The 26562-nt window shown below is 66.9% G+C and carries 29 protein-coding genes; 15 read left to right on the top strand and 14 right to left on the bottom strand.

Annotated elements, in window-relative coordinates; translation table 11 throughout:
* Nucleotides 1–121: 121 nt before the first annotated feature.
* From ACFR9U_RS05250 to ACFR9U_RS05240, 3 genes are all read left to right on the top strand, one after another.
* Nucleotides 122–418 (top strand): DUF7990 family protein, encoded by a 297-nt coding sequence (locus ACFR9U_RS05250; RefSeq protein ID WP_247379882.1) that lies wholly within the window; start codon nt 122–124, stop codon nt 416–418.
* A gap of 1 nt (nt 419) precedes the next feature.
* Nucleotides 420–1391 carry an ArsA family ATPase gene (locus ACFR9U_RS05245; protein WP_247379886.1) on the top strand — a complete coding sequence of 324 codons (972 nt, stop codon included), beginning with the start codon at nt 420–422 and terminating at the stop codon, nt 1389–1391.
* Nucleotides 1392–1565: 174 nt separating this feature from the next.
* On the top strand, nt 1566–3392 hold the full coding sequence (locus tag ACFR9U_RS05240) for a carbon starvation CstA family protein (protein WP_247379888.1): 1827 nt from the start codon (nt 1566–1568) through the stop codon (nt 3390–3392).
* Between the two features lie 16 nt (nt 3393–3408).
* Here the strand turns inward: ACFR9U_RS05240 and ACFR9U_RS05235 are convergent, their stop codons facing one another.
* The gene (locus ACFR9U_RS05235; RefSeq protein ID WP_247379891.1) at nt 3409–4002 is read right to left on the bottom strand and encodes a DUF8052 family protein; all 594 of its coding nucleotides are present in this window, start codon (nt 4000–4002) and stop codon (nt 3409–3411) included.
* 198 nt (nt 4003–4200) lie between these two features.
* Here ACFR9U_RS05235 and ACFR9U_RS05230 point away from each other — a divergent pair, with 198 nt between their 5' ends.
* The 3 genes from ACFR9U_RS05230 to ACFR9U_RS05220 all read left to right on the top strand — a co-directional run bounded on the left by ACFR9U_RS05230 (nt 4201) and on the right by ACFR9U_RS05220 (nt 6927).
* Nucleotides 4201–4422 (top strand): hypothetical protein, encoded by a 222-nt coding sequence (locus ACFR9U_RS05230; RefSeq protein ID WP_247379894.1) that lies wholly within the window; start codon nt 4201–4203, stop codon nt 4420–4422.
* 118 nt (nt 4423–4540) lie between these two features.
* Nucleotides 4541–5278: a DUF5828 family protein gene (locus tag ACFR9U_RS05225; RefSeq protein ID WP_247379898.1), complete on the top strand. Its 738-nt coding sequence runs from the start codon at nt 4541–4543 to the stop codon at nt 5276–5278.
* 464 nt (nt 5279–5742) lie between these two features.
* The gene (locus ACFR9U_RS05220; RefSeq protein WP_247379901.1) at nt 5743–6927 is read left to right on the top strand and encodes an inorganic phosphate transporter; all 1185 of its coding nucleotides are present in this window, start codon (nt 5743–5745) and stop codon (nt 6925–6927) included.
* A gap of 17 nt (nt 6928–6944) precedes the next feature.
* Here the strand turns inward: ACFR9U_RS05220 and ACFR9U_RS05215 are convergent, their stop codons facing one another.
* Entirely contained in the window at nt 6945–8642 is a 1698-nt protein-coding gene (locus tag ACFR9U_RS05215) for a histidine kinase N-terminal 7TM domain-containing protein (protein WP_247379903.1), read from the bottom strand.
* 125 nt (nt 8643–8767) lie between these two features.
* A complete protein-coding gene (locus ACFR9U_RS05210; protein WP_247379905.1) occupies nt 8768–10177 on the bottom strand; it encodes a hemolysin family protein in 1410 nt (469 codons plus the stop codon).
* Nucleotides 10178–10333: 156 nt separating this feature from the next.
* On the opposite strand from ACFR9U_RS05210, the gene ACFR9U_RS05205 reads away from it, so the two are divergent.
* The 3 genes from ACFR9U_RS05205 to ACFR9U_RS05195 are packed head-to-tail and all read left to right on the top strand — an operon-like array spanning nt 10334 to nt 11764.
* Nucleotides 10334–10612 carry a glutaredoxin family protein gene (locus ACFR9U_RS05205; RefSeq protein WP_247379907.1) on the top strand — a complete coding sequence of 93 codons (279 nt, stop codon included), beginning with the start codon at nt 10334–10336 and terminating at the stop codon, nt 10610–10612.
* The gene (locus tag ACFR9U_RS05200) at nt 10612–11136 is read left to right on the top strand and encodes a peroxiredoxin family protein (RefSeq protein ID WP_247379909.1); all 525 of its coding nucleotides are present in this window, start codon (nt 10612–10614) and stop codon (nt 11134–11136) included. The genes ACFR9U_RS05205 and ACFR9U_RS05200 overlap by 1 nt, the downstream gene beginning before the upstream one ends.
* 40 nt (nt 11137–11176) lie before the next feature.
* Entirely contained in the window at nt 11177–11764 is a 588-nt protein-coding gene (locus ACFR9U_RS05195; protein WP_247379911.1) for an L-threonylcarbamoyladenylate synthase, read from the top strand.
* Here the strand turns inward: ACFR9U_RS05195 and ACFR9U_RS05190 are convergent, their stop codons facing one another.
* Together ACFR9U_RS05190 and citZ are read right to left on the bottom strand one after the other, a co-directional pair.
* Complete coding sequence (locus ACFR9U_RS05190; protein ID WP_247379913.1) at nt 11765–12151, bottom strand: FAS1-like dehydratase domain-containing protein; 387 nt, start codon at nt 12149–12151, stop codon at nt 11765–11767.
* Between the two features lie 125 nt (nt 12152–12276).
* A complete protein-coding gene (gene citZ / locus ACFR9U_RS05185) occupies nt 12277–13416 on the bottom strand; it encodes a citrate synthase (protein ID WP_247379915.1) in 1140 nt (379 codons plus the stop codon).
* A 199-nt stretch (nt 13417–13615) separates the two neighbouring features.
* Here citZ and ACFR9U_RS05180 point away from each other — a divergent pair, with 199 nt between their 5' ends.
* Nucleotides 13616–14851 carry a potassium channel family protein gene (locus ACFR9U_RS05180; protein WP_247379918.1) on the top strand — a complete coding sequence of 412 codons (1236 nt, stop codon included), beginning with the start codon at nt 13616–13618 and terminating at the stop codon, nt 14849–14851.
* 20 nt (nt 14852–14871) lie between these two features.
* On the opposite strand, the gene ACFR9U_RS05175 is transcribed toward ACFR9U_RS05180, so the two are convergent.
* Nucleotides 14872–15156, bottom strand: a complete 285-nt coding sequence (locus tag ACFR9U_RS05175) for a hypothetical protein (RefSeq protein WP_379813905.1) — start codon at nt 15154–15156, stop codon at nt 14872–14874.
* A gap of 117 nt (nt 15157–15273) precedes the next feature.
* Entirely contained in the window at nt 15274–15540 is a 267-nt protein-coding gene (locus ACFR9U_RS05170; RefSeq protein WP_247379924.1) for a DUF7536 family protein, read from the bottom strand.
* A 127-nt stretch (nt 15541–15667) separates the two neighbouring features.
* Here ACFR9U_RS05170 and ACFR9U_RS05165 point away from each other — a divergent pair, with 127 nt between their 5' ends.
* Nucleotides 15668–16624 carry a succinylglutamate desuccinylase/aspartoacylase family protein gene (locus ACFR9U_RS05165; protein ID WP_247379929.1) on the top strand — a complete coding sequence of 319 codons (957 nt, stop codon included), beginning with the start codon at nt 15668–15670 and terminating at the stop codon, nt 16622–16624.
* Between the two features lie 301 nt (nt 16625–16925).
* Nucleotides 16926–17558 carry a halocyanin domain-containing protein gene (locus ACFR9U_RS05160; RefSeq protein ID WP_247379932.1) on the top strand — a complete coding sequence of 211 codons (633 nt, stop codon included), beginning with the start codon at nt 16926–16928 and terminating at the stop codon, nt 17556–17558.
* On the opposite strand, the gene ACFR9U_RS05155 is transcribed toward ACFR9U_RS05160, so the two are convergent.
* Nucleotides 17555–18202 carry a phosphoribosyltransferase gene (locus tag ACFR9U_RS05155; protein WP_247379935.1) on the bottom strand — a complete coding sequence of 216 codons (648 nt, stop codon included), beginning with the start codon at nt 18200–18202 and terminating at the stop codon, nt 17555–17557. The genes ACFR9U_RS05160 and ACFR9U_RS05155 overlap by 4 nt on opposite strands.
* Before the next feature lie 264 nt (nt 18203–18466).
* Nucleotides 18467–19852 carry a TiaS agmantine-binding domain-containing protein gene (locus ACFR9U_RS05150; RefSeq protein WP_247379937.1) on the bottom strand — a complete coding sequence of 462 codons (1386 nt, stop codon included), beginning with the start codon at nt 19850–19852 and terminating at the stop codon, nt 18467–18469.
* 147 nt (nt 19853–19999) lie between these two features.
* Here ACFR9U_RS05150 and ACFR9U_RS05145 point away from each other — a divergent pair, with 147 nt between their 5' ends.
* Both ACFR9U_RS05145 and ACFR9U_RS05140 read left to right on the top strand, forming a co-directional pair.
* On the top strand, nt 20000–20962 hold the full coding sequence (locus ACFR9U_RS05145; protein WP_247379939.1) for a transcriptional regulator: 963 nt from the start codon (nt 20000–20002) through the stop codon (nt 20960–20962).
* 46 nt (nt 20963–21008) lie between these two features.
* Nucleotides 21009–21287 (top strand): hypothetical protein, encoded by a 279-nt coding sequence (locus ACFR9U_RS05140; protein ID WP_247379942.1) that lies wholly within the window; start codon nt 21009–21011, stop codon nt 21285–21287.
* Between the two features lie 25 nt (nt 21288–21312).
* Here the strand turns inward: ACFR9U_RS05140 and ACFR9U_RS05135 are convergent, their stop codons facing one another.
* Both ACFR9U_RS05135 and ACFR9U_RS05130 read right to left on the bottom strand, forming a co-directional pair.
* A complete protein-coding gene (locus ACFR9U_RS05135) occupies nt 21313–21561 on the bottom strand; it encodes a glutathione S-transferase N-terminal domain-containing protein (RefSeq protein ID WP_247379944.1) in 249 nt (82 codons plus the stop codon).
* 70 nt (nt 21562–21631) lie between these two features.
* Nucleotides 21632–22999 carry an arylsulfotransferase family protein gene (locus ACFR9U_RS05130; protein WP_247379946.1) on the bottom strand — a complete coding sequence of 456 codons (1368 nt, stop codon included), beginning with the start codon at nt 22997–22999 and terminating at the stop codon, nt 21632–21634.
* A 110-nt stretch (nt 23000–23109) separates the two neighbouring features.
* Between ACFR9U_RS05130 and ACFR9U_RS05125 the strand changes: the two genes are divergently transcribed.
* Nucleotides 23110–24096, top strand: a complete 987-nt coding sequence (locus ACFR9U_RS05125; protein WP_247379948.1) for a halocyanin domain-containing protein — start codon at nt 23110–23112, stop codon at nt 24094–24096.
* On the opposite strand, the gene pyrE is transcribed toward ACFR9U_RS05125, so the two are convergent.
* The 3 genes from pyrE to ACFR9U_RS05110 form a co-directional block, all read right to left on the bottom strand.
* Complete coding sequence (pyrE, locus tag ACFR9U_RS05120) at nt 24097–24642, bottom strand: orotate phosphoribosyltransferase (RefSeq protein WP_247379950.1); 546 nt, start codon at nt 24640–24642, stop codon at nt 24097–24099.
* Nucleotides 24643–24709: 67 nt separating this feature from the next.
* Nucleotides 24710–25393 (bottom strand): hypothetical protein, encoded by a 684-nt coding sequence (locus tag ACFR9U_RS05115; protein ID WP_247379952.1) that lies wholly within the window; start codon nt 25391–25393, stop codon nt 24710–24712.
* 133 nt (nt 25394–25526) lie between these two features.
* Nucleotides 25527–26555, bottom strand: a complete 1029-nt coding sequence (locus ACFR9U_RS05110) for a lysylphosphatidylglycerol synthase transmembrane domain-containing protein (RefSeq protein ID WP_247379957.1) — start codon at nt 26553–26555, stop codon at nt 25527–25529.
* Nucleotides 26556–26562: the final 7 nt, after the last annotated feature.

Below are 26562 nucleotides of genomic sequence, written 5' to 3'. Positions count from 1 at the left end.
CAACGAATCTACCGTCTCGGCACGAACGTGACCGCACGCGACGCAATCGAGACGAGCCAGCAGGCGACGACCCCGCCGGTGCTCCCGGCCGGCCGTGACCGTTCTCGGGGGGCGTGAGACGATGAGCGTGGAACGCCGCATCGAAGCGTATCTCGACGCGATCCGGGAGTGGCTTCACGGCCTGTATCACGGGATGATCGAGCACCCGTCGACGGAACTCATCGAGAAGGAGGCCGAGGACACGGAGGACGTCTTCCTCTTTGCCTGCTTCGCCGACGCCTTCGGCATCCCGAGCCCGGTGTCGTACTACACCGCCGAACTGCTGCCGTATCTCAGCGAGGAGTTCGAACAGTGGGAGCGCCGGATGTGGGACCGCCAGTCGATGCTCGAACGCAAGGGCCAACAGTATCACTTCTGACATGCACAGGTTCGTCTTCTTCGGCGGCAAAGGCGGCGTCGGCAAGACGACGGTCTCGTGTGCCTACGGCCTGAAATGTGCCCAGGCCGGACTGCGCACGCTCGTCGTCTCGACCGATCCGGCACACAGCACGTCCGACGTGCTCGACCAGTCGTTCGGCGACGACCCGGCGGCCGTCGACGGCGTCGAGAACCTCTGGGCGATGGAGATCGATCCGGACGAGGAGATCGAGGCCCACCTCACGGAGACCAAGCGGGCGATGACCGATCAGGTCAGTCCGAGCGTCGTCAACGAGATCGAGCGCCAGATCGAACTGGCCCACCGGACGCCCGGCGCCTACGAGGCGGCGCTGTTCGACCGCCTCATCGACGTGATGCGGACGAGCGACGAGTTCGACCGCGTCGTCTTCGACACGTCACCGACCGGCGGGACGCTCCGCCTGCTCTCGCTCCCCGAGTTCCTCGAAGACTGGGTGGAGCGACTCGCTGCCAAGCGCGAGCAGAGCATCGACCTGTTCGAGAAAGCGGCGATCGGTGACAAGGAGGCCCGCCGGAAACGGGAGGACGACCCCATCATCGACCGGTTGCTGGAGCGCAAGGAGATGTTCGAGTTCGCCGGCGAGACGCTCCGGAACGAGGCCGCCTTCTTCCTCGTGTTGAACCCGGACGAACTGTCGATCAACGAGACCGGCCGTGCGGTCGACAGCCTCGACGAGCACGGACTCGCGATCCGGGGCCTCGTCGTCAACAAGGTCGCGCCGGAACCGGACCCGGACGAGACCGGCCGCGGGGCGACGTACCTCCGGGAACGATACGAGACCGAACAGGACCGTATCAGTCGGATCCGCGAGGAGTTCGACGAACCCGTCGTCGCGGTCGTCGAACAACGAATCCGCGAAGTGAAAGGTGACCTCCTCGACGCGGTCGCCTCGGAGCTCGATATCGACGTCGACCGTCCGACGGAACAGTCCTGACGCCCCAGCTCCCGATCGTCGCTCTCACTGACGACGTTCTTACCATTCCTCGTCCAACTGCCTGCGGCACGGGTCCTTTCTGTGCGGACTAGTGTCTGGTTTGATACGTCCCCTGACAGTTCTTGGAAACTCTTAAGTCCGAATCATCGACTAACATTCATGAGAGTTAATTTCATGGTCCAAGCACTCTGGCTCGTGGTCGCGACGTTGATCACGTTCAGCCTCGGCTACCTGGGGTACTCGCGGTACCTCGTCCAATTCGTGGAACTGGACGAAGATCGCGAAACTCCGGCACACAAGTACGAGGACGGGCAGGAGTACGTCCCGGCGAAGAAGCCGGTCCTGCTCGGCCATCACTACTCGAGTATCGCTGGCGGTGCGCCCATCGTCGGTCCGATCACGGCCGGCGTCGTGTGGGGCTGGGTCCCGGCCCTGCTGTGGATCGCGATCGGGAACCCGCTCCTGGGGAGCGTCCACGACTTCGTCTCGCTGTCGGGGAGCCTCCGTCACGAGGGGAAGTCGATCGGCTACATCATCGGCGAGTACGTCGGCGATCGCGGGAAGAACATGTTGCTGTGGTTCGCGTTCCTGACCATCATCCTCGTCGTCGCCGTGTTCGCGCTGGTGGTCGGCATCGTGTTCGACGCGTACCCGCAGGCGGCGACGGCCAGCCTGGTGTACATCCTGCTCGCGCTGGTGTTCGGCGTCTACCTCTACCAGCTCGACCTCCCCTTCATCGCCGGGACGATCGCGTTCGTCGCCGCCGTCTTCGGGGGCGTCTATATCGGCATCCAGTACCCGCTCGCGCTGTTCCCGGCCGGTCCCGACGCGGCGTATCCGGCGGGGACCATCGTCCTGTTCAGCGGCGGTGCGGCGCTCCCCGGCGCGAGCGCGCTCGGGGCCAACACCGCCGGCTGGGTACCGGTGATCCTGATCTACGCCGCCATCGCGGCGGTGCTGCCGGTGTGGACGCTGCTCCAGCCGCGTGACTTCCTGTCGTCGTTCCTGCTGTACGCGGGCGTCGGCGGCGCGCTGCTGGCGATCATCGTCGGCACGTTGTTCGGGACGTCGTCGGAACCGCTGACCATCTCGCTGGAACCCTACTACGGGTTCATGGGAACCGCGGGCCTGCCGCTGTTCCCGCTGTTGTTCGTGACGATCGCCTGCGGGACCATCAGCGGCTTCCACTCGCTGGTCTCCTCGGGGACGACTGCAAAGCAGCTCAACAAGGAGACCGACGCGCGCGTCATCGGCTACGGTGGCATGCTCGGTGAGGGGCTGCTCGCGACGCTCGCGCTCGCGACGGTCTCGATCGCCGGCGTCACCGCTGGCAGCGGCGTCGGGCGCGCCCTGCCGAACTTCGCGTCCGGTGGCGGCGTCATCCTCACGAGCTTCGGCATCCCGCCGTCCTTCGGCGCGCCGTTCATGGCACTCGTGCTGGTGAGCTTCCTGCTGACGAGTACCGACACGGCGGTGCGGCTCGGCCGCTACATGGCCGAGGAGATCGTCGGCACGCCGGACGCCGACAGCGTCATCGTCCGGCAGGCACAGGAAGCCGGCTCGAACCGGTACTACAACGCCATCATCCAGGTCGTGCTCGCGTACCTCCTGGTGTCCAGCGGGACGTGGTCGGACCTCTGGCCGCTGTTCGGCGGTGCGAACCAGCTCCTGGCCGCGCTGGCCCTGCTGACCGCCACCGTCTGGCTGGCCAACTGGGACGACAACAAGCAGCTCATCAGCACCGGCGTCCCGATGGCGCTGATGACCGCGATCACCGTCGTCGCGCTCCTCTACCTCGCGCTCTATCAGAACTTCTACCAGAAGTTCGTTCTGGGCAACTGGGGCGAGGGCGGCGCGACGATCGCCGCACAGGCGTCCGTGGCCGTCCAGATCGTCATCGCGCTCGTCCTCGTCGGCCTCGCGCTGTCGCTGGCGCGCATCGGCTACGACAACATCAAGAGCGTGCGTCGCGAGCCGTCAGCGGCACCCGCCGACGACTGAGTCCTCGACCGTTTTTTCAGGACCTGAACACCGACACCAGCCGTTCGAGGAGCCCCCGCGACCCCGCGTCGAGCGGGTCCCAGGTCGCGAAGGCTCGCCCGACGTCGGCCTGCTCGCTGGCGACCAGTCGCTCCTCGTCGGGTGCGACCACGACGAGGTTGACCTCGTACTGGCCGTAGTAGCCGTACTTGAGCAGCGTTCGGTCCCGGAAGCCGGAGACGTAGTCCGCGACCGCGTCGGGAACGGTCGGGGCCACGACGACGAACGTGAACTCGGTGCCGTGGTGTTCCTCGTCGGCGGTGATCCACTCCTCGGCGAGCGCGTGCCCGAGGTCGACCAGTCGGTCGAGATCGGCCGTCGTCACGCGGTCCCGACGCGTGACGAACAGGTGTTCCTGGGCCTCGTAGTTCGCGTAGTTCAGCGCCGGGTGAAACAGTTGCTTCTGGCTCTCGACGTGGAGCCGACCGTACATCTCGAATCGCTCGCCCTCGACGCTGTAGGACTGGTCGAGGTCGTAGTTGAACATGAGTCGGTCGCTCACGCGGTCGAGGTACTCGTCGTCCCACTCGGGAACGTCGGACGGCACGTCCGTTCGGTCCTCGTCACTCATCGCTGGACGTGTGAGCGGGCGCGTCGTCGACCGTGCTCTCCCGGGCTCTCATACAGCACCCAGGGCGTCAACGATACAAAAGTCACACTCTTCTCGGGGACCCGACGCCCCACGTCGCGGGGTCGCTGGAGGGACGACCGGGGCGCGGTGACGGACGCCACAAACGTTTATACGCTTGCTCGCCCAAGCCTGGCTGGTATGGGTAGCAGCGACACGGAGGCCTGCGGCCGCTGTGGGATGACGACCGTCGTCAGTGCGACCGAGGACGGCGACGGCGAGGGCGGCGCGGACGTCTTCGACGGTGGACGCATCGAGGTGGCCGAAGCCGACCTCCGAACCGTGGCGTGGCCGGCCCGCTTGCTCGGCCGCGCGAAGCGCAGACTCAACGAGGTCGCCATGCGGCTCACCTACGATCGATGAGTCGCGGCCCGGTGCTGCCGGTGAGAGCGGGACGCGCCTCTGGCAGCCGGCCCGACCGGGGCCGCCGGCCGCGGGAGGAAGACGTATATCTCTCGGCGGCCTGGATACTGGACAACTGATGGAAGAGAGCGTTTCGGGCTTCAAAACCCGCGGACGATGGGTCGACGTCGTCGAGCACGGCGAGCGCATTAGCCGTGCTATCAGAGACATCGAGGCAGACCCGGAGGTCGAACTCGCCACCGACGTCGGTGCCCTCGAGGAGTTCGACGAGTGGCGACCGAAGGCCGACGAGCGACTCGACGAGGACGTCAACGAGAAGACCGCCGAGCAGGCCAGCGTCGACGAGGGCGAAGGCGAGAAGGCGGGCAAAGAGCCCGACGAAGACCTCCAGACGGCCGGCGAGAAACTCACCGAGTCCTACGAGAAACTCGACGAACCCGACGAGGCCGTCGACAAGTGGGGCGAATCCCTCGACTACGTCGCCCGCGCGGCGGACTCGGCCGGGCGGAAAGCCCTCCGCGCCGTCGAGGGCGCCGTCTACCGGAACGTGATGACCCAGATGTCTCCCTATTATTTCGACAACGAACTCGTCAGCGCGAACCTCCAGCGCGCCGGCCGCGGTGACGTCCCCGAGTACGTGTTCGAGGTCAACGTCAACGACGACGACCTGAAGATCCGCGTCTCGAACCGCCTGGCCGACTACGAGCAGTCCGTCGACCGCTGGCACGTCGACACGCCCAAAGAGACCGATGTCATCGAAGCCGTCGAAGGCGTCGAGATGCCCGAACCCAACGGCGAACTCGACCCCGAGACGAACGATCCGTCCGACCCCGACGCCGAACCCGACGACTCCTGACCCCACTCGATCCCGGGCCGTTGGCCGCTACCGGCGTCCTCGTGGCTCCGCGCTGCGCTCCGATCGGACGGTCCCACGGCTCCCGGTCGATGAGCGTCGGTAGAACGGCCGGACGTCGCAGTCCCCCCAAGACCTGCGACGTCCGACTGCGATTACCAGTCGACGCGCTCGATCCGATACCCGCCGCATTCGGGACACACCTGTCGTCGCATCTCGAAACCAGTCTCACACCCCTGACATTTGTAGTCGGTACACCCCGCGTCGGCCGGTCTCGTCAGTTGTTTAAGACGCTTGAACACCATTGGCCCCCACCATGGTGTTTCAGAGTGTGACCATCCAGTCGCTTAATAATTCGGGTCTACCGTGGGTGTAATTATCTACCACGGGCGAAGGCGGGCGAAACCGAGAGACGATCACCGTGTCGGCAGGTTATTACCGTTGCTGGCGTTATTCGAACCAATGAAATGGTAGCCGCAGGGACAGTCGCGACGTTTCTGATCGCTGGTGGGGCGAGTCTGTTCATGGCCTGGGCGATCGGTGCCGGATCGTCCGGGTCGACGCCGTTCGCCCCTGCGGTCGGTGCCAACGCTATCTCGGTGATGCGGGCAGGATTTATCGTCGGCCTGCTCGGTCTCGCTGGCGCGGTCCTGCAGGGAGCCAACGTCACGGAAGCGGTCGGCCGGGAACTCATCCGGAACGTCACGCTCTCGCCGACGGCGGCGACGGTCGCGCTCATCACCGCCGCGGTCCTGGTCGCGATCGGCGTGTTCACCGGCTACCCGATCGCGACGGCCTTTACCGTCACCGGGGCCGTCGTCGGCGTCGGACTGGCCATGGGCGGTACCCCCGCCTGGGCGAAGTATCAGGAGATCGTGACGCTGTGGGTGCTCGTCCCCTTCGTCGGCGGCGCAATCGCGTACGCCACCGCCCGCGCCCTACGGAACGACCGGGTGGCCGAACGCTACGCCGTGCCCCTGCTGGCCGCCGTCGTCGGTGCGATCCTCGCGAACGTCGAGTTCGTCCTGCTGGGCCCGCCCGGTGAGGCGGCGTCTCTGGCGGCGACTGCCGCCACGACCGTGCCGTCGGTTTCGCCGTCCCTCGCCTCCTTCGGTGCCACGCTCCTGGCGGCGCTCCTCGTCGGACTGGTGCTGTTCTGGGACATCCGCGGCGACCCGGCCGCCGGCCAGCGGCACTTCCTGCTGGCGCTGGGCGGCCTCGTCGCGTTCTCGGCGGGCGGCAGCCAGGTCGGCCTCGCGCTCGGCCCGCTGCTCCCCTTGCTCGACCCGTTCGAGGTTCCGCTCGTCGCCGTCCTGCTCGGTGGCGGCTTCGGTCTCCTGCTCGGCTCCTGGACCGGCGCCCCGCGGATGATCAAGGCGCTCGCCCAGGACTACTCGGCGCTCGGCCCGCGGCGCTCGATCGCCGCGCTCATCCCCTCGTTCGCCATCGCTCAGACGGCCGTCTTCTTCGGGATTCCCGTCTCGTTCAACGAGATCATCGTCAGCGCCATCATCGGGAGCGGCTACGCCGCCGGCGGCAGCGACGTCAGCGGCTCGAAGATGGGGTACACCGCCCTCGCGTGGGTCGCCTCCCTCGCGCTCGCCTTCGCCGTCAGCTACGGCGTGTTCACTGCGGTCGACTTCATCCTGTAACGGGGAGAGTGGACCGCCTACTCCTCCTGAACGGTGGCCGCCTGCAATCGCAGCGTGACGGTCGTCCCCCGCTCGCTCACGTCGAACTCGAGCGTGCCGTCGGATTTCATCACGACCCAGTTGACCAGCCAGAGCCCCGCACCGCTGCTGTGATCGAGAGCCGTCTCCTCTAGCTGATCGAGGACCGCGACCTCGTGCTCGGGGATGCCCGGCCCGTCGTCCGCGACGGTGATTTCGACCGTGTCGTCGCGTCGCTCGACGCTGATCTCGACCCGCGGCGTTCCCTCGTTGTGGACGATCGCGTTTCCGACGAGGTTCTCGAGCGCGGCGTCCAGGTCCTCGTGGGCGGTGACCCACGCCGAGTCCGGGTGTGTCGTCTCGATCCGCGCGTCCGGGTGTTTCGCCTGCATCGCGTCCGCGATCGTCTCGACGAGACAGCAGGCGTTGAGCGTCAGCGTTTCGCTGTCCGTTTCGATGATTCGCATGATCTGGCGAGCCTTCTCGCTGGTCCCGACGAGTTCGTCGCTCCGCTCCAGGATGGTCCTCGCGAACTCGGCAGTCTGGCCCTCGTTGGCTCTGACGATCTCCTCGGCGCTGCCCCTGATGATCGTGAGCTCGTTCCGGATGTTGTGGCGGACGATTCGGCTGTGTACCTGTCTGTGCAGGTCTAACTCCTGTTCACGGCTCTTCAGCGCCGTCACGTCGCGCAGGACGATCACCGTCCCGGTCCGCGTCCCGCGCTCGGTGATCGGCGTCGTCGTGGCCGCGAAGTGTTTGACGGCCCCGTCGTCCAGGAACTGGATCGCGGTGGTGCCGTCCTCGCCGTTGCGGTAGTGTTCGAGCAGGTTCGGATGATCGGCGAACACGGCCGAGACTGACTGTCGTACGGGATTGCCGTCCAACAGGGCGCGGGCGGCCGGATTCGCGTCGACGATTCGTCCGTCCCTGTCGGCCGTCAGCACCGCGTCGGGCATCGTCTCGACCGCCGTTCGCCGCCCGATCGGGACGAGCTCGAAGAGACCGTGGCGAAACAGTGCCAGCCCCCAGAGGGCGCTCCCGAGAAGGAAGCCGACCGGTGTGACATCGACGTACGGCGGAAACGGCCACGCTCCGACCTGTTCGAGGAAGAAATCGAACACGGCGACCGTGGCGACGAGCCACCCGCCGAACAGCAGCGTCACCTGGCGCCGGAGAATGCCGCTCGAACCCGGGACCTCCCGGATCAGGGTCGCCGCAGCACCGACGCTCACCGAGAGGAGGTAGACGGTGTGAATCGGATACCACGGACCGAACTCGAACTGGAGGTACCCCTGGGCGGTGACGTGCGTCCCGGCAGCGTACATTAGGTGATGCCAGTCGTTGGTCAGCGCGAGGCCGACCGTACAGACGGGGACCGCCAGCACGGCAGCGACGCGTTTCGACGCCAGGCGAATCCGGCGACGGTGGACGAACTCGACGACCAACAGCGCCCAGCCCAGGATCGTCACGTTGGTGAACACCAGCTGGCCGACCGCTGTGCCGAACCGAAGCGCCGGCGCGTGGACCAACACGCGAACGCCGGTCGCCAGCGACCAGCACCCGAGACCGACGACCGCGACGACGAACCCCCGCACGCCCGGCTTGCCGCTGTACCTGGCTGCGACAGCGACCAGGGCGAGCGCCGGGAGGAGAACGCTCGCCAGCCCGACTCCCACTGCGTCCGCTAGCCCGACCATCGATACGCGAGATAGCTATCTCTGCACTGATAAGTTCTCCGTCCGCAGAATCAGCAGCGAGAACGTATCGGCGCAGGGTCACCTTCCGCCCGGTTCGCCCCGGAGTAGCAGGGAACTGCCGTCAGTCAGTCAGTCTGCGCTTCTTCGGGTTCCGGTTCGCCCTCGCCGTTCTCGTCGTCTTCTTCGACCGGTTCGAGTTTGCGGGTGACGCGGGCTTTCAGAATCCGGGTGTTCTCGACCTGTTCGACGCGGATGTCGACGCCGTCGAACTCGATCCGTTCGCCCTCTTCGACGAGCCGACCCGCCCGGTTGAAGATGAAGCCGGCGATGGTCTCGAACTCCTCGCCCTCCGGGAGGTCGATTTCGAGGGCCTCGTTGACCTCCTCGATGTTCACCTCGCCTTTGACGATGGCCGTCTCCTCGTCGATGAACTCGATTGGCTCTTCTTCCTCGCCCTCGAGGATCTCGCCGACGATCTCTTCGGTGAGGTCTTCCATCGTCACGAGTCCCTCCGTCGTCCCGAACTCGTCGATGACGACGACCATGTGGAGCCGGTTGTCCCGCATCTCCGCGAGCAACTCGTCGACGTTCTTCGACTCGGGGACGTGCAGCGTCGGCTGGATGAGGTCGTCGAGTTCGACCTCGCCGGCGTCGCCGGCCCCGTAGTTCAGGTCGCGCACCAGGTCGCGGATGTGGACGATGCCGATGATGTTGTCGAGGCTGCCCTCGTACACCGGCATGCGCGCGTGGCCGCTCTGGACACAGGTCTCGATCGCCTCGCCGACGCTCGCGTCCGCCGGAACGGCGGTCATGTCCAGGCGCGGCGTCATCACCTCCTTGGCGATCGTGTTGTTGAACCGGAGCGTGCGCTGGAGCATCTCGCGCTCTTCCTCGTCTAAGACGCCCTCGCGCTCGCCGGTCTCGATGATGTCTCGAATCTCCTGGCGCGTCACGTAGGACGTCTCGATCGCCGACTGCCCGCCCGTGATGCGGTTGACCTGCTGGGTGAGGAAGTCGAAGACGACGATGAGCGGGAAGAGCACGCGCTCTGCGGCCTTCAGCGGCCGCGCGATGCGCAGCGCCCACGACTCCGTGTTCTCGACCGCGTAGCTCTTGGGCGCGCTCTCCCCGAACAGCAGGACGAGCGCCGTGATCCCGAACGTCGAGATGGCGACTGCCACGCCCTGCGTGAAGTAGATGGCGAGCAGTCCCGTCGTGATCGAGGTCATCGCGATGTTGACCAGGTTGTTCCCGACGAGGATCGTCACCAGCAGGCGGTGCGGGTCCTCTTTGAGATCCTGGAGCGTCGCCGCACTGGGAACGCCGTCGTCGACGAGCGCCTCGACGCGGTGGGCGGCCAGCGAGAACATCGCGATCTCCGAGGAGGAGAAAAACGCCGACAGCACGAGCAACCCGAGTACGGTCACGACACCCAGTCCGGTCACGAGGCTATCGGTGAGCGGGAGCCCGAACACCTGCGTGACGAGCAGTGTCGCGGCTTCGAACGGCACAGCAGAAGCCGAAGTGACGGCCATTACCAATCTGACTTTGCTGCCAGTATGATTAAGGCTTGTCATAGGCGAAACGAGTTCCACGATCGCCGTCGCCGGCTTCGCCCCCTCATTTCGCGTCCGCGTCTCCGCGATGCATGCCCGAAGGGCTTACCGGCCGTTCGTCCCAACGGACGCGTGATGAGCGATCCAGCGATCACCCTGTACCGACTCCAGGCGTGTCCGTTCTGTGAACGCGTCGTTCGCGTGCTCGACGAGCACGGCGTAGAGTACCAGTCGCGGTTCGTCGAACCGATGCACTCCGAGCGCAACGTCGTCAAGCGCATCGCGGGCGCCCGCACGGTCCCCGCCCTCGTCGACGAGAACACTGGCGTCACCATGGCCGAGAGCGCCAACATCGTCGAGTACCTCGACCGGACCTACGGTGAGGGAGCCGACGCGAACGGAGGTGCCGCCTGATGGACCTCGGTTTCGACGTGGTCGACCTTCCGCCTTCGGGCCATCCAGACGTGGGCGAGCAGGCCCCGGACTTCGAGCGCCCACTGGTCACCGCGGAGTTCTGGGAGGACCGCGCGCTCTCTGACCTGACTGCCGAGGGCCCCGTCCTCCTGGTTTTCCACACCATGGACGGTGCCTTCCCGACGACCTACATGTGGAACGAGATTCGGGACCGCGGCTGGGGCTCCGGGAACGAAGACGGAGGCCTGCAGGTCGTCGGCCTCTCGATCTCGACGCCATACGAGCACAAGACCACCATCGCCGACCGGGAGATCGACTACCCGCTGTTCTCGGACCCGCAGAACGGCGTCGCCGAGCAGTACGGAATCGTCCACGACCTGGACGGGATGGCGGGCGTCAGCGAACCACGGCCCGCCGCGTTCCTGCTCGACGAGGAACGCGTCGTCCAGTACGCCTGGGTCGCCCAGGAGTGGCCCGCGTTCCCCGACTACGACGAGATCGAAGCCCGACTCGATTCGCTGTAAGCGGCAGGGTTTTTCCACGCCGGTCGCCGACTAGTCGGCAATGACCGATTCCGACGTCACCGACGCCGCCGACGCCGTACGGAACGGCGAGCTCGTCGTCTACCCGACGGAGACCGTCTACGGCCTGGGCGCCGACGCCCTCGACGCCGACGCCGTCGAGCGCGTCTTCGACGCCAAGGGCCGCAGTCGCGACCAGCCGGTCTCGCTGGCCGTCCCCGACGCCCAGGCCGCGCTGGCGTACACGGCCCCGACCGCCCGCGAACGCCGGTTCATGCACGAGTTCCTCCCCGGCCCCGTCACCGTCCTCGCCGACCGCACCGAGGCGGTGCCTGACGTGCTGACGGCCGGCCGCGACCGCGTCGGCATCCGCGTCCCTGATCACGACCTCGCGCTCGAACTGCTCGACGCCGTCGCACCGATCACCGCGACCAGCGCGAACGTCAGCGGCGAGGGGAGCGTCCGCGAACTCGACGAACTGGGCGAGCAGGTCCGCGAGGCCGCCGCCGTCGTCCTCGACGGCGGGCGGACGCCCGGCACCGAGAGTACGGTCGTCGACGTCGAGGCCGGCGAGATCGTCCGCCGGGGTGCGATGGCCGACGAGATCGAAGCGTGGCTGGCCGATCAGTAATCAGTCGTCGTAGATTCGGCCTTCTCCGCGGGCGGTCATGACGACCTCGCCGTCCTGATTCGTGCAGGTGATGTCGCCGACGACCTCCAGGTAGCCGTCGGCTTCCGACACCTCGACGCAGTCCCACTCGCAGGTGACGGTGTCGCCGGTGTACACCGGCTTGCGGAAGTGGAAATCTAGCCGACTCGCCAGGACTTCCAGGTTCCCGCCGATCTTCGTCGGGAGCGTCGCGGTCAGCAGCCCGTGGACCATCAGCCGCCCGTCCTCGTCCGGTTCGGTGTGACGAGGCTGGGTGTCCTCCGAGACCTCGGCGAACGCCCGGACGTCCGCTTTGGTGAACGTTCGTTCGACGGTGAAGACGTCTCCCTCTTCGGGACGGTCGGTCATTATCGGGGCAACCACTCGGTCCGGCTAAGGAGTTGTGTGTTCGCGGGCTGTCGACGCCGCGCTCGTCGTGAGCGACGAGCTGTTAGAGAAGCTGAAAAAAGGCGCTCGTCTGGTACTGTGTGAGTTTACCGCTCGTCGACCGGCGTGAACTCCTGACCGGCGTCCGGGCCGACGTAGCGGCCGCGCGGGCGGATCAGGCGGTTGTCGTCGTACTGCTCGAGGACGTGGGCGATCCAGCCGCCGATGCGGGACATCGCGAAGATGGGCGTGTAGATGTCGACCGGGATGCCCATCTGATAGTACGTCGACGCCGAGTAGAAGTCGACGTTCGGGGCCAGGCCCTTGTTCTCGCCGATCCACTCTTCGATCTCCGTGGAGTACTCGAACCACTTCAGCGAGCCCGCGGCCTCGCCGAGCGCCTTGGACTTGTCCGAGAGGATGCGTGCGCGCGGGTCCTTGACGTTGTAGACGCGGTGACCGAAGCCGGGGACGCGCTCGCCGGCGTCGAGTTTGTCCTTGACCCACTGGACCGGCTCTTTGCCGGACTCGTCGAGGTCGAGCAGGGCTTCCATGACGTCCTGGTTCGCGCCGCCGTGGAGCGAGCCCGACAGCGCGCCGATCCCGGCCGGGATGGCCGAGTGGAGGTCTGCCAGCGTCGAGGAGACGACCATCGTCGAGAACGTCGACGCGTTCAGACCGTGGTCGGCGTGGAGCACGAGCGCCATGTCGAAGGTCTCGGCCAGCACGTCGTCCGGTTCCTCGTCGTTGAGCATGTAGAGGAAGTTCTCGGCGTGGCTGAGGTCCTCGCGGGGGGCGACCGGGTCGTTCCCGTCGCGCAGGCGCGTGAACGCGGCGATGATCGTCGGGATCTTCGCCGTGATGCGCCGGCCCTTCCGGAGGTTGGCCTCGCGGTCGGTCGGCTCGGCGTCAGCGTCCGGATCGTACGCGGAGAGGCTGGAGACGGCCGTCCGCAGTGCGGCCATCGGGTTCTCGTCGGCCTCGGCGAGTTGCCGAACCGTCGTCAGGACGTTCTCGTCGAGCTGGCGTTCCGTGCTCATCTCGTCGGTGAACGCCGCCAATTCCTCGCTGCTCGGAAGGTGACCGTGCCAGAGGAGGTACAGGACCTCCTCGAAGCTGGCTTCGCGCGCCAGGTCGTCGATCGAGTACCCTCGATAGATGAGCTGACCCGCGTCACCATCGATGTAGCTGAGCTCCGACTCGGCGACCAGGACACCCTCAAGCCCTTTCTTGAGCTCCTCGGACATAATCCGAGATTTACGACCTGCCGCTAAAAACATTATTATCCGTGGTAGATAGGTGACCGCCAGACGGCGCCGGGATTGGACACATGCCCATTCTTTCACGTCCATGAGTATAGGTATCTTACATCTTTCGTCGGGACGATCCTCGCCGGTCCCTGCGGGCGGACAACGTTTTTGTCTCGGCCCCGTCGAGATACGTGGGATGGCAGCCGACGACGTCGCCTACGAGCCAGTCAGCGTCAAGGAGCTGCTGGCAGAGATGAAAGACACCGCCGAGTTGCTGATCGACCTCTCCTACTCGGCCGTGTTGCTCGGTAACGACGAGGTCGCGGAGGAGGTCCTCGAACTCGAAGCCAAGATGGACCTCCTCCAGATGCGCGCCCGCATGAGCCTGCTGATGGCCGCGCGCAACCCCGAAGACGCCGAAGCGCTCGCGCCCGTCCTCGGCGTCGTCGGCGCCGCGGAGAAAGTGAGCGACGCGGCCGGCGACATCGCCAAGATCGTCTTAGAGGACATCGGTCTTCCCGACGCGATGCGCGCCGCGCTGCCCGAGGCCGTCGAGACGCTCGTGCGCGCCGAAATCACCGGCGACTCCCCGCTCGCCGACCGCACGCTCGGGGACATCCACCTCGAAACCGAGACGGGCGTGCGCGCGCTGGCGATCCGTCGCCAGGGCGAGTGGCTGTTCAACCCGGACGCCGAAACGACGTTCCGGGCCGGCGACGTCGTCCTCTTCCGCGGCCCCGAGGACGGCATCACCCAGGTCTACGAGGACGCGACGGACCGGACCTACAACCCGCCGGAACCGCCCGAACCCGGCATCGAGGACCTCGAACGGGCCGTCGACTCGATCGTCCACATGAAAAACATGAGCGAACTCGCAGTCGATCTGGCGTACGGGGCGGTGCTGTTCGACAGCGACCAGGTCGCAGAGGAGGTGCTCGAACTCGAAGCCGAGGTCGACGCTCTCCAGTCGCGCTTCGAGGCGTGGACGCTCCAGGCCGCAGGCCGCATCGACGATCCGGTCTCCCTGCGCGGGCTGGTCCACCTGGCCAACGCCACCGAGGTCATCAGCGACGCCGCCCTCGAAATCAGCGAGGGCGTCCTCCGGGGGCTGGGCACCCATCCGGTCGTCGCCGAGGCGGTCCGGGAGTCAGACGAGGTGATCGTTCGGCTCACCGTCGCGCCCGACAGCGTCCTCGACGGCGTCACGCTCGGCGAACAGATGGTGAAAACCGAAACCGGGATGCGCGTCATCGCCGTCCGCCGAGCGCGCGACGCGAGCGACCGCACCGGTCGCGAAGGGAGCAGCTGGGTCATCTCGCCCGGGCCGACGACGGAACTGGTCGCCGGCGACGTGTTCATCGCCAAAGGGACCCAGTCGGGAGCGAACCGGCTGGCCGACCTCGCCGGGGCCGAGGCGGGTGTGGAGGACTGATTTTATCCCCGTTGTCTTCCCTATCTGATATCCGGGAGCGAGTTGCCGATCGGTGTGTCTGAGAGGTTATCCACCGTCAGTACCATCGCAGCCAGGACGTACAACACCGTACCGAGTGAGACGATTCGACTTTGCAGCGTGACGAGAGAAAATGCGCCGAACGCGAAAGCAATTGGCCAGACGAGGAGTAACCGCCTCATTCGGACGGCGTAGACGGCGATGACCGACACGCCGAGCATCGCGATCGACCATAGGTACGGGACGAGCGCCGTTGTCTCGGTCTCAGCGAGGGAAGCAACGTACATCGCCGTCACCGCAAACCCGACAGTCGCGCCAAGATGTCCGAGTGCCCTGCCGAGTCGGGATATATTCACCATTCTACCTTGGCAATTAATTCTCACAGGCCGTATTTAGTACCCCTGTTACAGCTCTTTCGAGAGCCGGTAGGCCGTCCGCGCGGTGAGCACCGTCGTTACGATGCCGCCGATGCCGACCGCGAGGACGAACGCCAGCCCCAGGTAGTACAGCTGCGAGCGGTTGGTTCCCGGAATGATGATGAAGAACACGAAGACGGCGACGGTGAACACGAATCCGAACCCGAAGCCGCGGCGTGCGTTCCGTGGCACCTCCAGTGCCTCGATGAATCTGGCCTTTCCGCTGGGTTCCTGGGCGTCGGCGTCTGCTGACACGCCCGGGGGTACGGCCGCACCGCTCAAAATCGCGTCGGTCCGGGTCGACGGACGCGCTTCGCCCAGTTCCGGCAGTATAGCCGGCATATCGAACCGCATAAGAGCATGGGGGCGTCCGTTGGAAACAATGACGAGCCTCGGCACGGCGACTGCCGCCCCGGGAGAGATCGACACGGGGCGGCTGTTCGTCGGAGAGACCCGCGACGGGACCGAGATCGGCCTGCCGGTCGCGGTCATCAACGGTGCCGACAGCGGGAAGACGCTGTATCTGCAGGCGGCCAGCGACGGCGACGAACTCAACGGCGTGGGCGTCATCCGACGCCTGGTCCCCCAACTCGACCCCGACGACATCGCCGGCACGATCCTCGTCGTCGGGATCGTCAACTACCACGCGTTCCAGGTCGCCGAGCACCGCAATCCGATCGACGACACGAAGATGAACCGGACGTACCCCGGCGACGAGACCGGGACTTCCTCCGAGCGCATCGCTGCCGCCACCTTCGACGCTGCGACCCGAGCCGACCTCGTGGTCGACCTCCACCAGGGCTCGACCTCCCGCATGATCGAGGAGTGCCGCGTCCGCTGTGGCCCGCGCCACCGCCTCCACGACGACTGTCTCGAACTCGCGAAGGTGTTCGGCTGCGGTCACATCCTCGATCAGAAGGGTCCTGATGGCCAACTCGCCCGCGCCGGCCCCGACGAGGGCGTCCCCACCATCGACCCCGAGTTAGGGGGGTGTGTGGGTTGGGACGACCACGCTATCGAGACCGGCGTCCAGGGCGTCAAGAACGTCCTCGCCTACTACGGCTTCACCGAGGCCACGCACGTCCCCGAAGCCCAGACCCGCGCCAGCGGCTTCGAGCAGTACGGCTCGCCCGCCGGCGGCCTCGTCACCTTCCACGCCGAGCTGGGTGACCGGGTCTCGCGCAACGATCTCCTCTTCGAGGTGACCGACGTCTTCGGCCGCACCAAAGCCGAGATCACCGCCGACTCCAGCGGCATCTTCTGGCGCGCCCGCCGACTCCCCCAGGTCGCCACCGGTGAGTACGTCTGCTCCGTGGGGACGCAACTCGATACCTACTAACCCACCGTTTTCATCGGAGCCTCGCTCACTTTCGCTCGCTCGATCCCGTCTGCTCACGGGCGCTTCGCGCCAGTTCGCACGACCCGAGGGACCGTCGGTCTCTCGCTGGCCCAAAAACAGCCGGACGTGAGCCGTCGGCTCGCGTCCGGAAACCCCGTCGCGCTGAGTGCCCCTGCCGGTCGAGTTGGCTTCGCGACTGCCTGGCGCGGGTCCTTCGACCACTGCGATTCGTACTCACTGGCCCGGAGACCGAACGAAACCTGCAAATTGACTCATTCCGCTTCAGATCCTGGTATGGGGCATGGGTTCGGCTCACACGGTTTCACGACGTGCGCTGCTCCGAACGACGGCGGGCGCGACGGCAGCGGCGAGTGCGACCGGCGTCGCCGCCGCGCAAGGCGCCTCGGAGATCGACGAGTATCTCAGCGACGCGGACAACTACGACGAGATCGTCGACGAGACGGGCAGCGGGACGGTGACCGTCCAGACGGGCGCGCAGGGCAACGGCGGCGCGTTCGCCTTCGAGCCGGCGGCCGTCCAGGTCGACCCCGGCACCACCATCCAGTGGGAGTGGACCGGCGAGGGCGGCGGCCACAACGTCGTCGACGAAGAGGGCGCGTTCGACTCGGGTACCCCCGTCGCAGAGGCCGGCGTCAACTTCGAGCACACCTTCGAGGAGGAGGGCGTCTTTCTGTACTACTGTGCGCCCCACAAGAGCCTCGGGATGAAAGGCGCCGTCGTCGTCGGCGCGCTCCCGGAAGGTGGCGGCGGTGGCGGCGAGGCCGCGGCCGAGGTCGATCCCGAACACATGGGCGTGCCGTTCCAGGCGCACTGGGTCGGGATCGTGACGATGCTGATGATGTTCGTCACCCTGATTTTCACCTTTTTCCTCCTGAAGTACGGCGAATCGTCCCACGCATCGCACGGGGACTAGCCGGCGTCGAGATACTCGATCGCCTCCTCGTCGGTGACCTGGGTGAAATCCCGGTAGTACTGCCCGACGGCGTGAAAGTCGGGCGGCGTCTCTAACACTACCGCGTCGTCGACCATCCGTTCGAGCTCCGCGATCGTTCGCGGCGAGCCGACCGGCACCGCCAGCACGATCCGTGCCGGCTGTTCCGACCGAACGCGTTCGATACACGCCCGGACCGTCGCACCGGTCGCGACGCCGTCGTCGACGACGAGCACGCGCTTGCCCGCTAACTCCGGTGGCGGGCCGTTCCGGTATCGCTCGGCTTTCTGGCGGGCTTCCGCCGCTTTCTGCTCGCGCTCGCGGGCGACGTACTCGCGGCTGATCCCCTGGCGCTGAATGACGTCGTCGTTGAGCCAGATGCTGCCGTCCGCGGCGACCGCGCCGATGGCGAACTCCGGGTTCCCCGGCGCACCGATCTTCTTCGCGATGACCACGTCGAGTGGGACGCCGAGTGCGTCCGCGACTGCGCGTCCCAGCGGGAGGCCCCCGCGTGGGATGGCAAGGACGACGTCCGCCCCGATGTTCTCCTCTCGGACTCGTTCCCCCAACTGTCGGCCTGCGTCCGTCCGGTCTGCGAACTGCGTGGAGTGGGACCCTCTGTACATCCCGCCCTAGCTACGACGCCAACCACCTAATACCGCAAGCCGACGTGCGTCTCGTCTGTGATTTCGTTCCTGACACTCCACAGTGTGCTACCGCTCCGGATGCGTCGGCGTGTCGAATCCCCCTCGGACCAGCCCACCTTTTACTTCGTCGGGTGTGCTCGCCCTGCTCGCACACCCTCCTCGTAAAATCTGGACCAAAAGGGCCGCGCCCTCACCACGTTCGGGCGCGGTCAACCGCCTTCCCTCCGGTCGGCGGATGCAAACTCACCGCTCGGGATGTGTCGGTGCGTCGAACCCCCCTCGGACCAGCGGCTTCGCGATGTGCCGGCGCGCACACGGCGGCACTTCGTACCAGCCCAGTTCGAGGTCGCGTTCGACCGACTGACCGACTTTGCCGTCCCTGCTCGTCCCGCAGTCCCGGCAGCGATAGCCCGCGTTCCGACCGGCGCTCTTCATCGACCGGCCGCAGTCCGGACACGTCGGCGTCACCAGTTCCGTCTCGTTCAACTCGCGGACGGCGAACTTCTCCAGTTTGAGCGTTCCGTCGGTCACCTCGCCGCAGACGGTCACGCGGTCGCCCACGCGAAGCGCGCGCACCCGGTCGCGGAAGCGTTTGGTCGGCTCGAACGCCACGCACGGGAGCGCGTCCGCATTATTACCTTCGAAGGAAATTTGTGTGAACACGTGTCCCCCCGCTCTGGTTTCCGGTTCGTCGACCACTGTTCCGGTCACTCGGTACGCGCGACCGTCGGTGACGGCGGTCGGGTCGGCGTCCCGGAGGTGCATGTCCGTTCCCTGGTTAGTGACGAACACCGCGCGGCGCTCGACGGCTTCGCTCTCGATGGCGTCGGCCGCCTCGCGGACGGTCTCGGGGTCGTCGCCGCGGATGCCGTGCAGCACCGGACCCGGCGTGTTCGGGACGCAGACGGCCTCGCCCTGCTCCGCGGCTCTCTTTGCTCCGCGGCTCCTGGCGTCGCCGCTCCGCCACGAGGCCTCCCACTGGTCGGCCTCGCCCTCGCCACGGTCGACGGTGTCCCAGATGGTCGGATAGAACTCGTCGGCGACCGCGAACACCGACTCGGGGTCGACGTCGCGGTCGGTGCCCCAGCGGTCGCGCTCGCGGTAGGTGATGGACTCGTAAGACCAGTCGGTCGGCCAGCCGTCGGGTGCGGTCGCCCCGAACGCGCGCCAGGCGCCGATGGCGGCGACGGCGCCGACCAGGCCGCGGCCGTTGCCCCAGCCGCGGTGGCGGTAGCCGGCCTCGGCCAGTGGCTCTTGCACGTCGGCTTCGGGGTCAAGGAGTTCTCGGACGGCCCGACGGGAAATCGACTGCATCCAGTCCGGCCGCGGTCCGAGGGCGTCGTCGGTCACGACCACGCCCGGGTTCGTCCGCTCGTCGGCGGTCTCGGCGTCGGCGGCCACCAGCTCCACTGCGAGGTCGAACGCGCGCTCGACCGGGAGGTCACAGTGGATCGCCAGCGCGGCGTTGCCTCTGGTTTTGAACTCCACGGCGGGGTTCAGGCGGACGAGGAGCAGTCGCTCGACGCGGCCGCCGGCGTCGCGGATGCGGTCGGCGAGCACGGCGGCGGCGTAGGTGGTGCACATCCCCTCGGTTCGGGAGTCCGTGTCGTCGAGGCCGACGATGGTCACGGCCGGCGGTTTGGCCCCGGTGGAGTAACCCGTTTCGGGCCAGTTGTCCTATATGAATCTATCGCCGGCCGACCGGGCAAATCGCAAGACGCGACTGTGTGTCGCGGTCACAATCGTTTTATACGAGGAATGGTTAACCGTAACCTGATGTCACGATCCGCACTGGTCGGGAACGTAACCGCAATGTTGCGGGACGCGGGCTTTCTCGTGAGTGACCGGTGTGCGATCCGACCCAAGAGTTTCGACGTGGCTGCACGCCGCGGCGAGGACACGGTGTTGGTGAAGATCCTGGGCAACATCGACGCGTTCGACGCCATGACCGGCGCGGAGATGCGTCGCCTCGGCGAGTACCTGCAGGCCACGCCGATCGTCATCGGACTCCGGACGCGCGACGAGGACCTCAAGCCCGGTGTGGTGTACTTCCGACACGGGGTGCCGGTCCTCTCGCCCGACACCGCGATGGACCTGTTCGTCGAGGAAGTCCCGCCGCTCATCTACGCCGCACCCGGCGGCCTGTACGTCAACATCGACAGCGAGGTCCTCGAAGACGCCCGCCAACAGCGCGACTGGTCGCTGGGCCGGCTCGCCAACGAACTCGGCGTCTCCCGGCGCACCGTCTCGAAGTACGAGGACGGCATGAACGCCTCCGTCGAGGTGGCGACCCAGCTCGAAGAGCTGTTCGAGGCCCCGCTGACCTCGCCCGTCGACGTGTTCGACGGCGTCGACGAGGTCCGCGACAGCGAGCCGATGCCAGACGACCCCGACGTCGATCCCGACGAGGAGCCGATCATCGCCGTCCTCACCCGCGTCGGCTTCGACGTCCACCCGACCGAGCGCGCACCGTTCCGCACCGTCAGCGAGGACGAACGCCACCAGTCGCGCATGCTGACCGGCCACTCGGAGTTCACCGAGACCGCCGAGAAGCGCGCGCGAATCATGTCCTCGGTCGGCCACGTCACCAGAACGACCTCCATCTACGTCGTCGATCGCGCCAAGCAGGAGTCGGTCGAGGGCACGGCGCTCATCGAGCGCGAGGAGATCGAAGACGTTCGCGACGTCGAGGACCTCAAAGACCTCATCAAGGAACGCGCTGCAGAGAACCCCGCCTGAACCGGGCGGGCACCACGCTTTTCTACCAATTCGTTGAACGGTTCGTATGGGACTGTTCGGTCCGGACGAACACGGTTCTGAGTACGAAGCGCAGTACGACGTCGCCGACGATCCGCCAGACGGCGCCAGCGACGACGCCGAGGAAGCTGACAAGGGACCGGCGTTAACGCTCGCACACATCCACGACGAACACGTTCGGGGGACCATCAAGCGCGTCGTCGACCACGAGGCCGGCGTGATGCTGTACTGTTACAACCACGGGAGTGCGGGGGGCATAGCTGCCGTTCCGCTCAGCGAGACTGACTTCGAGATGGAGCGCGAGTGATCAGGCCGACCGTCGGTGCGGACCGTCAGTTGCCGTAGGTCTCTTCGAGGTACTCGACGATGTCGTCGGACTCGGGCATGGCGTCGACGCCGTGATCCGGGTCGACGAGCACGGGCACGCCGGTCTGGCCGCTGATCTCCTTGACTTCGGTGCGTTCGCCGTGCGAGCGCGGGACCTCGTGAGTCTCGTAGTCCAGCCCGAGTTCGTCGAGCTTTCTCGTGACCTTCTTACAGAACGGACAGCCCGTGAGTTCGTACAGTTCCAGGTTTGTCATCGACAGTTGGTAGGAACCACTGCCTGATAGGCCCAACGGTAGTGTGTACGAACTGAACAGTGCCGCGTCGTCAGCCGCCGGTAATGGTGCGATAGACCCGGTCACCGAGTCGGCCCAGGCGTCGTCGAAGGCGGCGTCGCTGCGCCACGAGCTCGCCCAGTCCCCAGCCGACGAGCACGACGCCAGCGAGCGCGTAGCCGGCGAACGCCCAGCTCGGCATCCAGACCGGCCGGACGAACGGAACGACGTGGGAGTACCGCTCCCCCAGGTCGGACAGTCCCTGGCGTTGCAGCCAGGCGCCGACGCTGGAGTTGGTCGCGACCGTGCCGCCGTCGAGCGTGTAGTTACCGGTGGCGTTCACGTCGGCGATCGTCGGACCGTTCGACCCGTCGCCGGTCCCGATGCGTTCTGAATCGTAGGGTGCCCAGGGAGCGTACGTCTCCCAGACGACGCGTCCGCGCGGCGTCACCTCGATGACGCGGTGGTTCAGCGAGTCGGTGATGAGCGTGTTCCCGTTTGGCAACCGGTCGGCGTCCCTGGGCCACTTGAACGGGCCGGTCAGCGTCCAGGTGCGCTTCCACTCCCCGCCGCGGCGCGCGTACTCGACGACGCGGTCGTTCTCGCTGTCGGCGACCAGCAGCGTCGGCGTGCCGTTCTCGCTTTCGAGGTAGTCGGGGTTGTGCTGCTCGTACAGCGTGTCGTGATCGCCGTCGCTCCCCAGACGCATGTCGATGGCCTTGGTCGAGCGATTGACGACGATCACCTGGTCGAAGTTCCGCACGGAGACCAGGTACTGCCCGTCGGCGATCTTGTCCACGTCGTTGACGTGGGTCCAGTCGCCGGTGTACTCGCCGCCGCCGCTTCGCGGGAAGTGCCGACGAGCCTGCCACTGCCAGACGATCTCGTCTTTCCCCAGGTCGTAGACGTAGATGCGGTCGCGGTTGACCCCGTCCTCGTAGTTGCGCATGTTGGCGACGAGCAACTGATCGCCGTTGATCAGATCGACGTCGTGGGTGTCCTCGGCGTCCAGCGTCTCCTGCCACACGCGCTCGCGGGTCTCGCGGTCGAGTTCGTACACGACGGTCTTGCCCGGCACCGTCGAGGTGACCAGCAGGTTCCCGTTGGGGAGCGGATCCACGTCGTAGAACCAGGTAGCGCCGTGTTTCGAGCCGTTGTACACCCAGTCGGTGCTCCCGTCGGGGGCGACGCTCACCAGTCGCGCGGGCTTTTTCTCGTTCCCGACGCCCTGGAAGTGGAACCCCTGGACGCTGACGATGGTCTGGTTGGTCGCGGCCGACGCGACCGCCCCCGAACCCAGCGTCGCGGGGTCGTACGCGAACGTGGTCGCCGTCGCCCACCCGGCCAGCACCACAAGGACGACGAGCAACACGCTCCGGACGAGCCAGCGACGCGGCGGGTGCGACCCGCTGGAGAACATGGTCCGCGGTACCACGTTCCCCGTGAAGGGTCTGTGGTTACCAGCCACCTCTTCCGTCCTCTCTGAGCGCCATCACGTACTTTTACGGTCGTGTTGGTCGACGTGAATGTATGGACGACACGCGCCGCCAGACCCTCCAGTCCCTGGCCGGTCTCGCGACCGGTCTCGCCGTTGCCGGCTGTATCGAGCAGTCGACGCGCGCAGGCGACGACGCTGACGACGTCCCCGAGAGCACGGGTGACTCCCCGCCGACCGACACCGCGACGGTCGCCGCGAGGGAGCGATCACCCGGCGCACCGGACCTCGGTGGCTACCTCGACGACGCGAACAACTACGACGGGATCGTCGCCGACGAGACGGGCCAGCAAGTAGTGACCGTGCAGGTCGGGGCCGGCGACCCCGGCCTGGCGTTCGGACCGGCCGCAGTTCACGTCGACAACGGTGCCACCGTCACGTGGGAGTGGACCGGGGAGGGCGGCGCCCACACCGTCGTCGCCGAGGACGGCACCTTCGATTCGGGCAACCCCGTCGCGGAGGCCGGCGTCAACTTCGAGCACACGTTCGAGCGGGACGGCATCTACCCGTACTACTGCAACCCACACAAGGCCAGCGGGATGCTCGGTGCCGTCGTCGTCGGCACTGACTATCCGACGGTCGCGTCCCACGCCGACTCGACGCCGACGGAACCGCGTGACGAACCGCCGGCGGAGCAGTCGCCGAGCGACGCGCCGACGACGACGGAGTCCGAAGCGAGTGGCTACGACGGGTATCTGGACGACGTAGCGCCCTTCGACGGGGTCGCCGACGCGACCGACGCGTCGTCGGCCACGGTCACCGTCGGGGCCGGCGACGCCGCCTTCGCGTTCGATCCGCCCGCGCTCCGGGTGACGACCGAGACGACCGTCACGTGGAAGTGGAACGGAGAAGGCGGCGCTCACAACGTCGTCGCGGAGGACGGATCGTTCGACTCGGAAAGCCCCGTCGCCGAGGCGGGCGTCCATTTCGAGCATACGTTCGACGAGACCGGCGTCTACAAGTACTACTGTGCCCCGCACAAGGCGCTCGAGATGAAAGGCGTCGTCGAGGTCGTCGCGTAACTACTCGCCGACGTCCACGTCGTCGGGTGCGTCGGCCAGCAGGTCCGAGGCCGTCACGAGCGACTCCAGTTCGAGGTCGGCGTCGGCGAGGTTCTCGCGAGCGCCCTCCTCGCGGTCGACGACAACGATCACGCGCTCGACCTCGGCGCCGGCGTCGCGGAGCGCCTCGGCGGCGTCGACGGCGCTCTGGCCGGTCGTCGCGATGTCCTCGAGAATGATGACTTCCTCGCCGTCGTCGAGGGTCCCCTCGATGCGGTTTCCGGTGCCGTACTCTTTTGCCTGCTTGCGGGCGATGACGTAGGGATTGCCCGTCTCGACGCTCGTGACGGCCACGAGCGGGACGGCGCCGAGGGCGACGCCGGCGAGTTTCGTGTCGCCGACCCGGTCGGCGAAGGCGTCGGCGATCAGTTCGAGACACCGCGGATTCGTCTCGAAGACGTACTTGTCGACGTAGTAGTTCGAGGTGCCGCCGTGGGAGAGCTCGAACTCGCCGAACTTCACCGCGTCGGCGTCCCGAAGCGCGTCGATGAGCTGCTGGTTGGCCATACCAGACGGTCGGCCAGGGGCACAAATATACTGGCGATTGGCGGCGAGCGAGGGAGAACGGCGGCGCTTACTCGTCGTCGGCCCGTCCGGCAGCGTCCTGGGCCGCCGCGACGTTCCCTTCGAGGTCGTCCTGGAGGTCCTCGAACCGGTGTTCGAGCGCGTCGAGCTGGTCCTGGTACCGGTCGAGCTGCGTTTCGAACTGGCGGCCGAACGCGTCGGCCTGCGCTTCGAGCTGGTCGCCGAACTCCTCGGCCTGGTCCCCGAAGCGCTCGCTGACGTCGTCGTACTCGTCGATGACCTGCTCGATGGCGTCGAGCGTCCGCTCCTCGACGTCCTCGTTGGTCTCGACTACCGTCTCGATCTGCTCGTCGAGCGCCTCCAGCACGTCACCGATCGCCTCGTCGTAGGTGTCGATCCCCTGGGCGTAGTTGTCGTCGATAGCGTCGGCCGCCTCGGCGTGCTGGTCGCGGAGTTCCTCGAAGCCGTCGTCGACGGACTCGCGGACGTCTGCGAGCGCGTCGTCGCCAGCCGGCGTCGTCGCCTCGACGGTGTCCAGGAGCCGGTCGATCGTGTGCTGTGCGAACTCCAGCGTCCGCTGCTGGGCCCGTTTCTGGGGTTCGATCGTTCCGCGGACCGTCTCGTTGACGGTCTTGGGGACCTGCAGCGTCGTCTCGACGAGCCGCGGGCCGGCCTGCAAACTCTCACGCTGTACCTCGAAGATCGCACCGATGGGGGATGTGCGCTGGCTCATGCTGTGGCCTCCTGGGGTCGAGTAGCGGTACGATCCAGAGACCCCTCTTTCTGCTGCCACCGATACACGGCTCCGTTAAGTACCGCCGCCGTCCGCGAGGGACGCGGGGTCGCGTGGCGGGCGTTCGGTCGGGTCAGTTACGGCTGATGACATATATCGCGGCCAGTCCGCCCAGGCCGATCGCGAACCAGTAACTCGCGACCCGGTAGACCAGCGACACCGCGTAGGCTTCGGCTTCCGTGAGGCCGACGAGGCCGATCAACAGCGCCGTCAGCGCGATCTCGACGCCGCCGAGGCCGCCCGGCGAGGGGACGATGCCGGCGATGGTGCTCGCCGGAACGATGAACAGCACGAGCAGCGGGCCGATGGGGATGCCGACGGTCTGGCCGGCGAAGTACAGCGGGAGGGCGAAAAACACCCACCCGACGTAGGAGAAGGCGAGCGCCCGCACCAGCGCGCGGGGTTCGGCGGCGATGCGGTCGAACGCCGCCCCCAGGTCGTGAATGCGCTCGTGGACGCCCTCGACGCTCAGTTTCGGGGTCCGCCGCGCGACGGGCGCGGCCACGCGCATGAACCCCCTCGCCAGCCGTTCGCGGAACCGCCAGCCGGCTATCGTGAGCGCGGGCACGCCCACCGCGAGAACGAGCAGCCCCATCGCCAGCGGGCGGACAGCTGCCGGGAGGCTCGCCTGCCAGAGCAGCCATCCCATCCCGACCGCCGCGAAGCTAAAGAAGGGCAGCAGGTTCAGCAGGTCCGCCGTGACGACGCTCGCGAGGCTGTCCTCGTAGCTGGCCTCCGTGTCCCGCGAGAGAACGTAGGCGATGAACGGCTCACCGCCGGCCTGGCCAAGCGGCGTCACGTAGTTGGCGAACGTCGCCGCGAAGTACGTGACGACGAGTTTGCGGAACGGTTCGTCGATGCCGGCCACTTCCAGCACGACTTGCCAGGCTTTCCCCCAGGCGACGAGACACAGCGCCGTCGAGACACAGCCAAGCGCCAGCCAGCGCAGCTTCGCGTCGGCGAACGCGCGGCTCAGGTCCTCGGTCCCGATACCGACCGCGACGAGGTAGAGGACGAGCGCCGCGACGACGAACCCCAGCAGGACGCGGACGAGCGTCTTCCTGTCGGCAAAATCCAGGATCGCCCGTCCGTCGGTCGTCACGATCAGT

The sequence above is a fragment of the Halorientalis brevis genome (assembly GCF_042678165.1).
Classification (GTDB): Archaea; Halobacteriota; Halobacteria; order Halobacteriales; family Haloarculaceae; genus Halorientalis; species Halorientalis brevis.
Note: the sequence above shows the minus strand (reverse complement) of the source record. Positions and strands in the feature narration are given on the sequence as shown.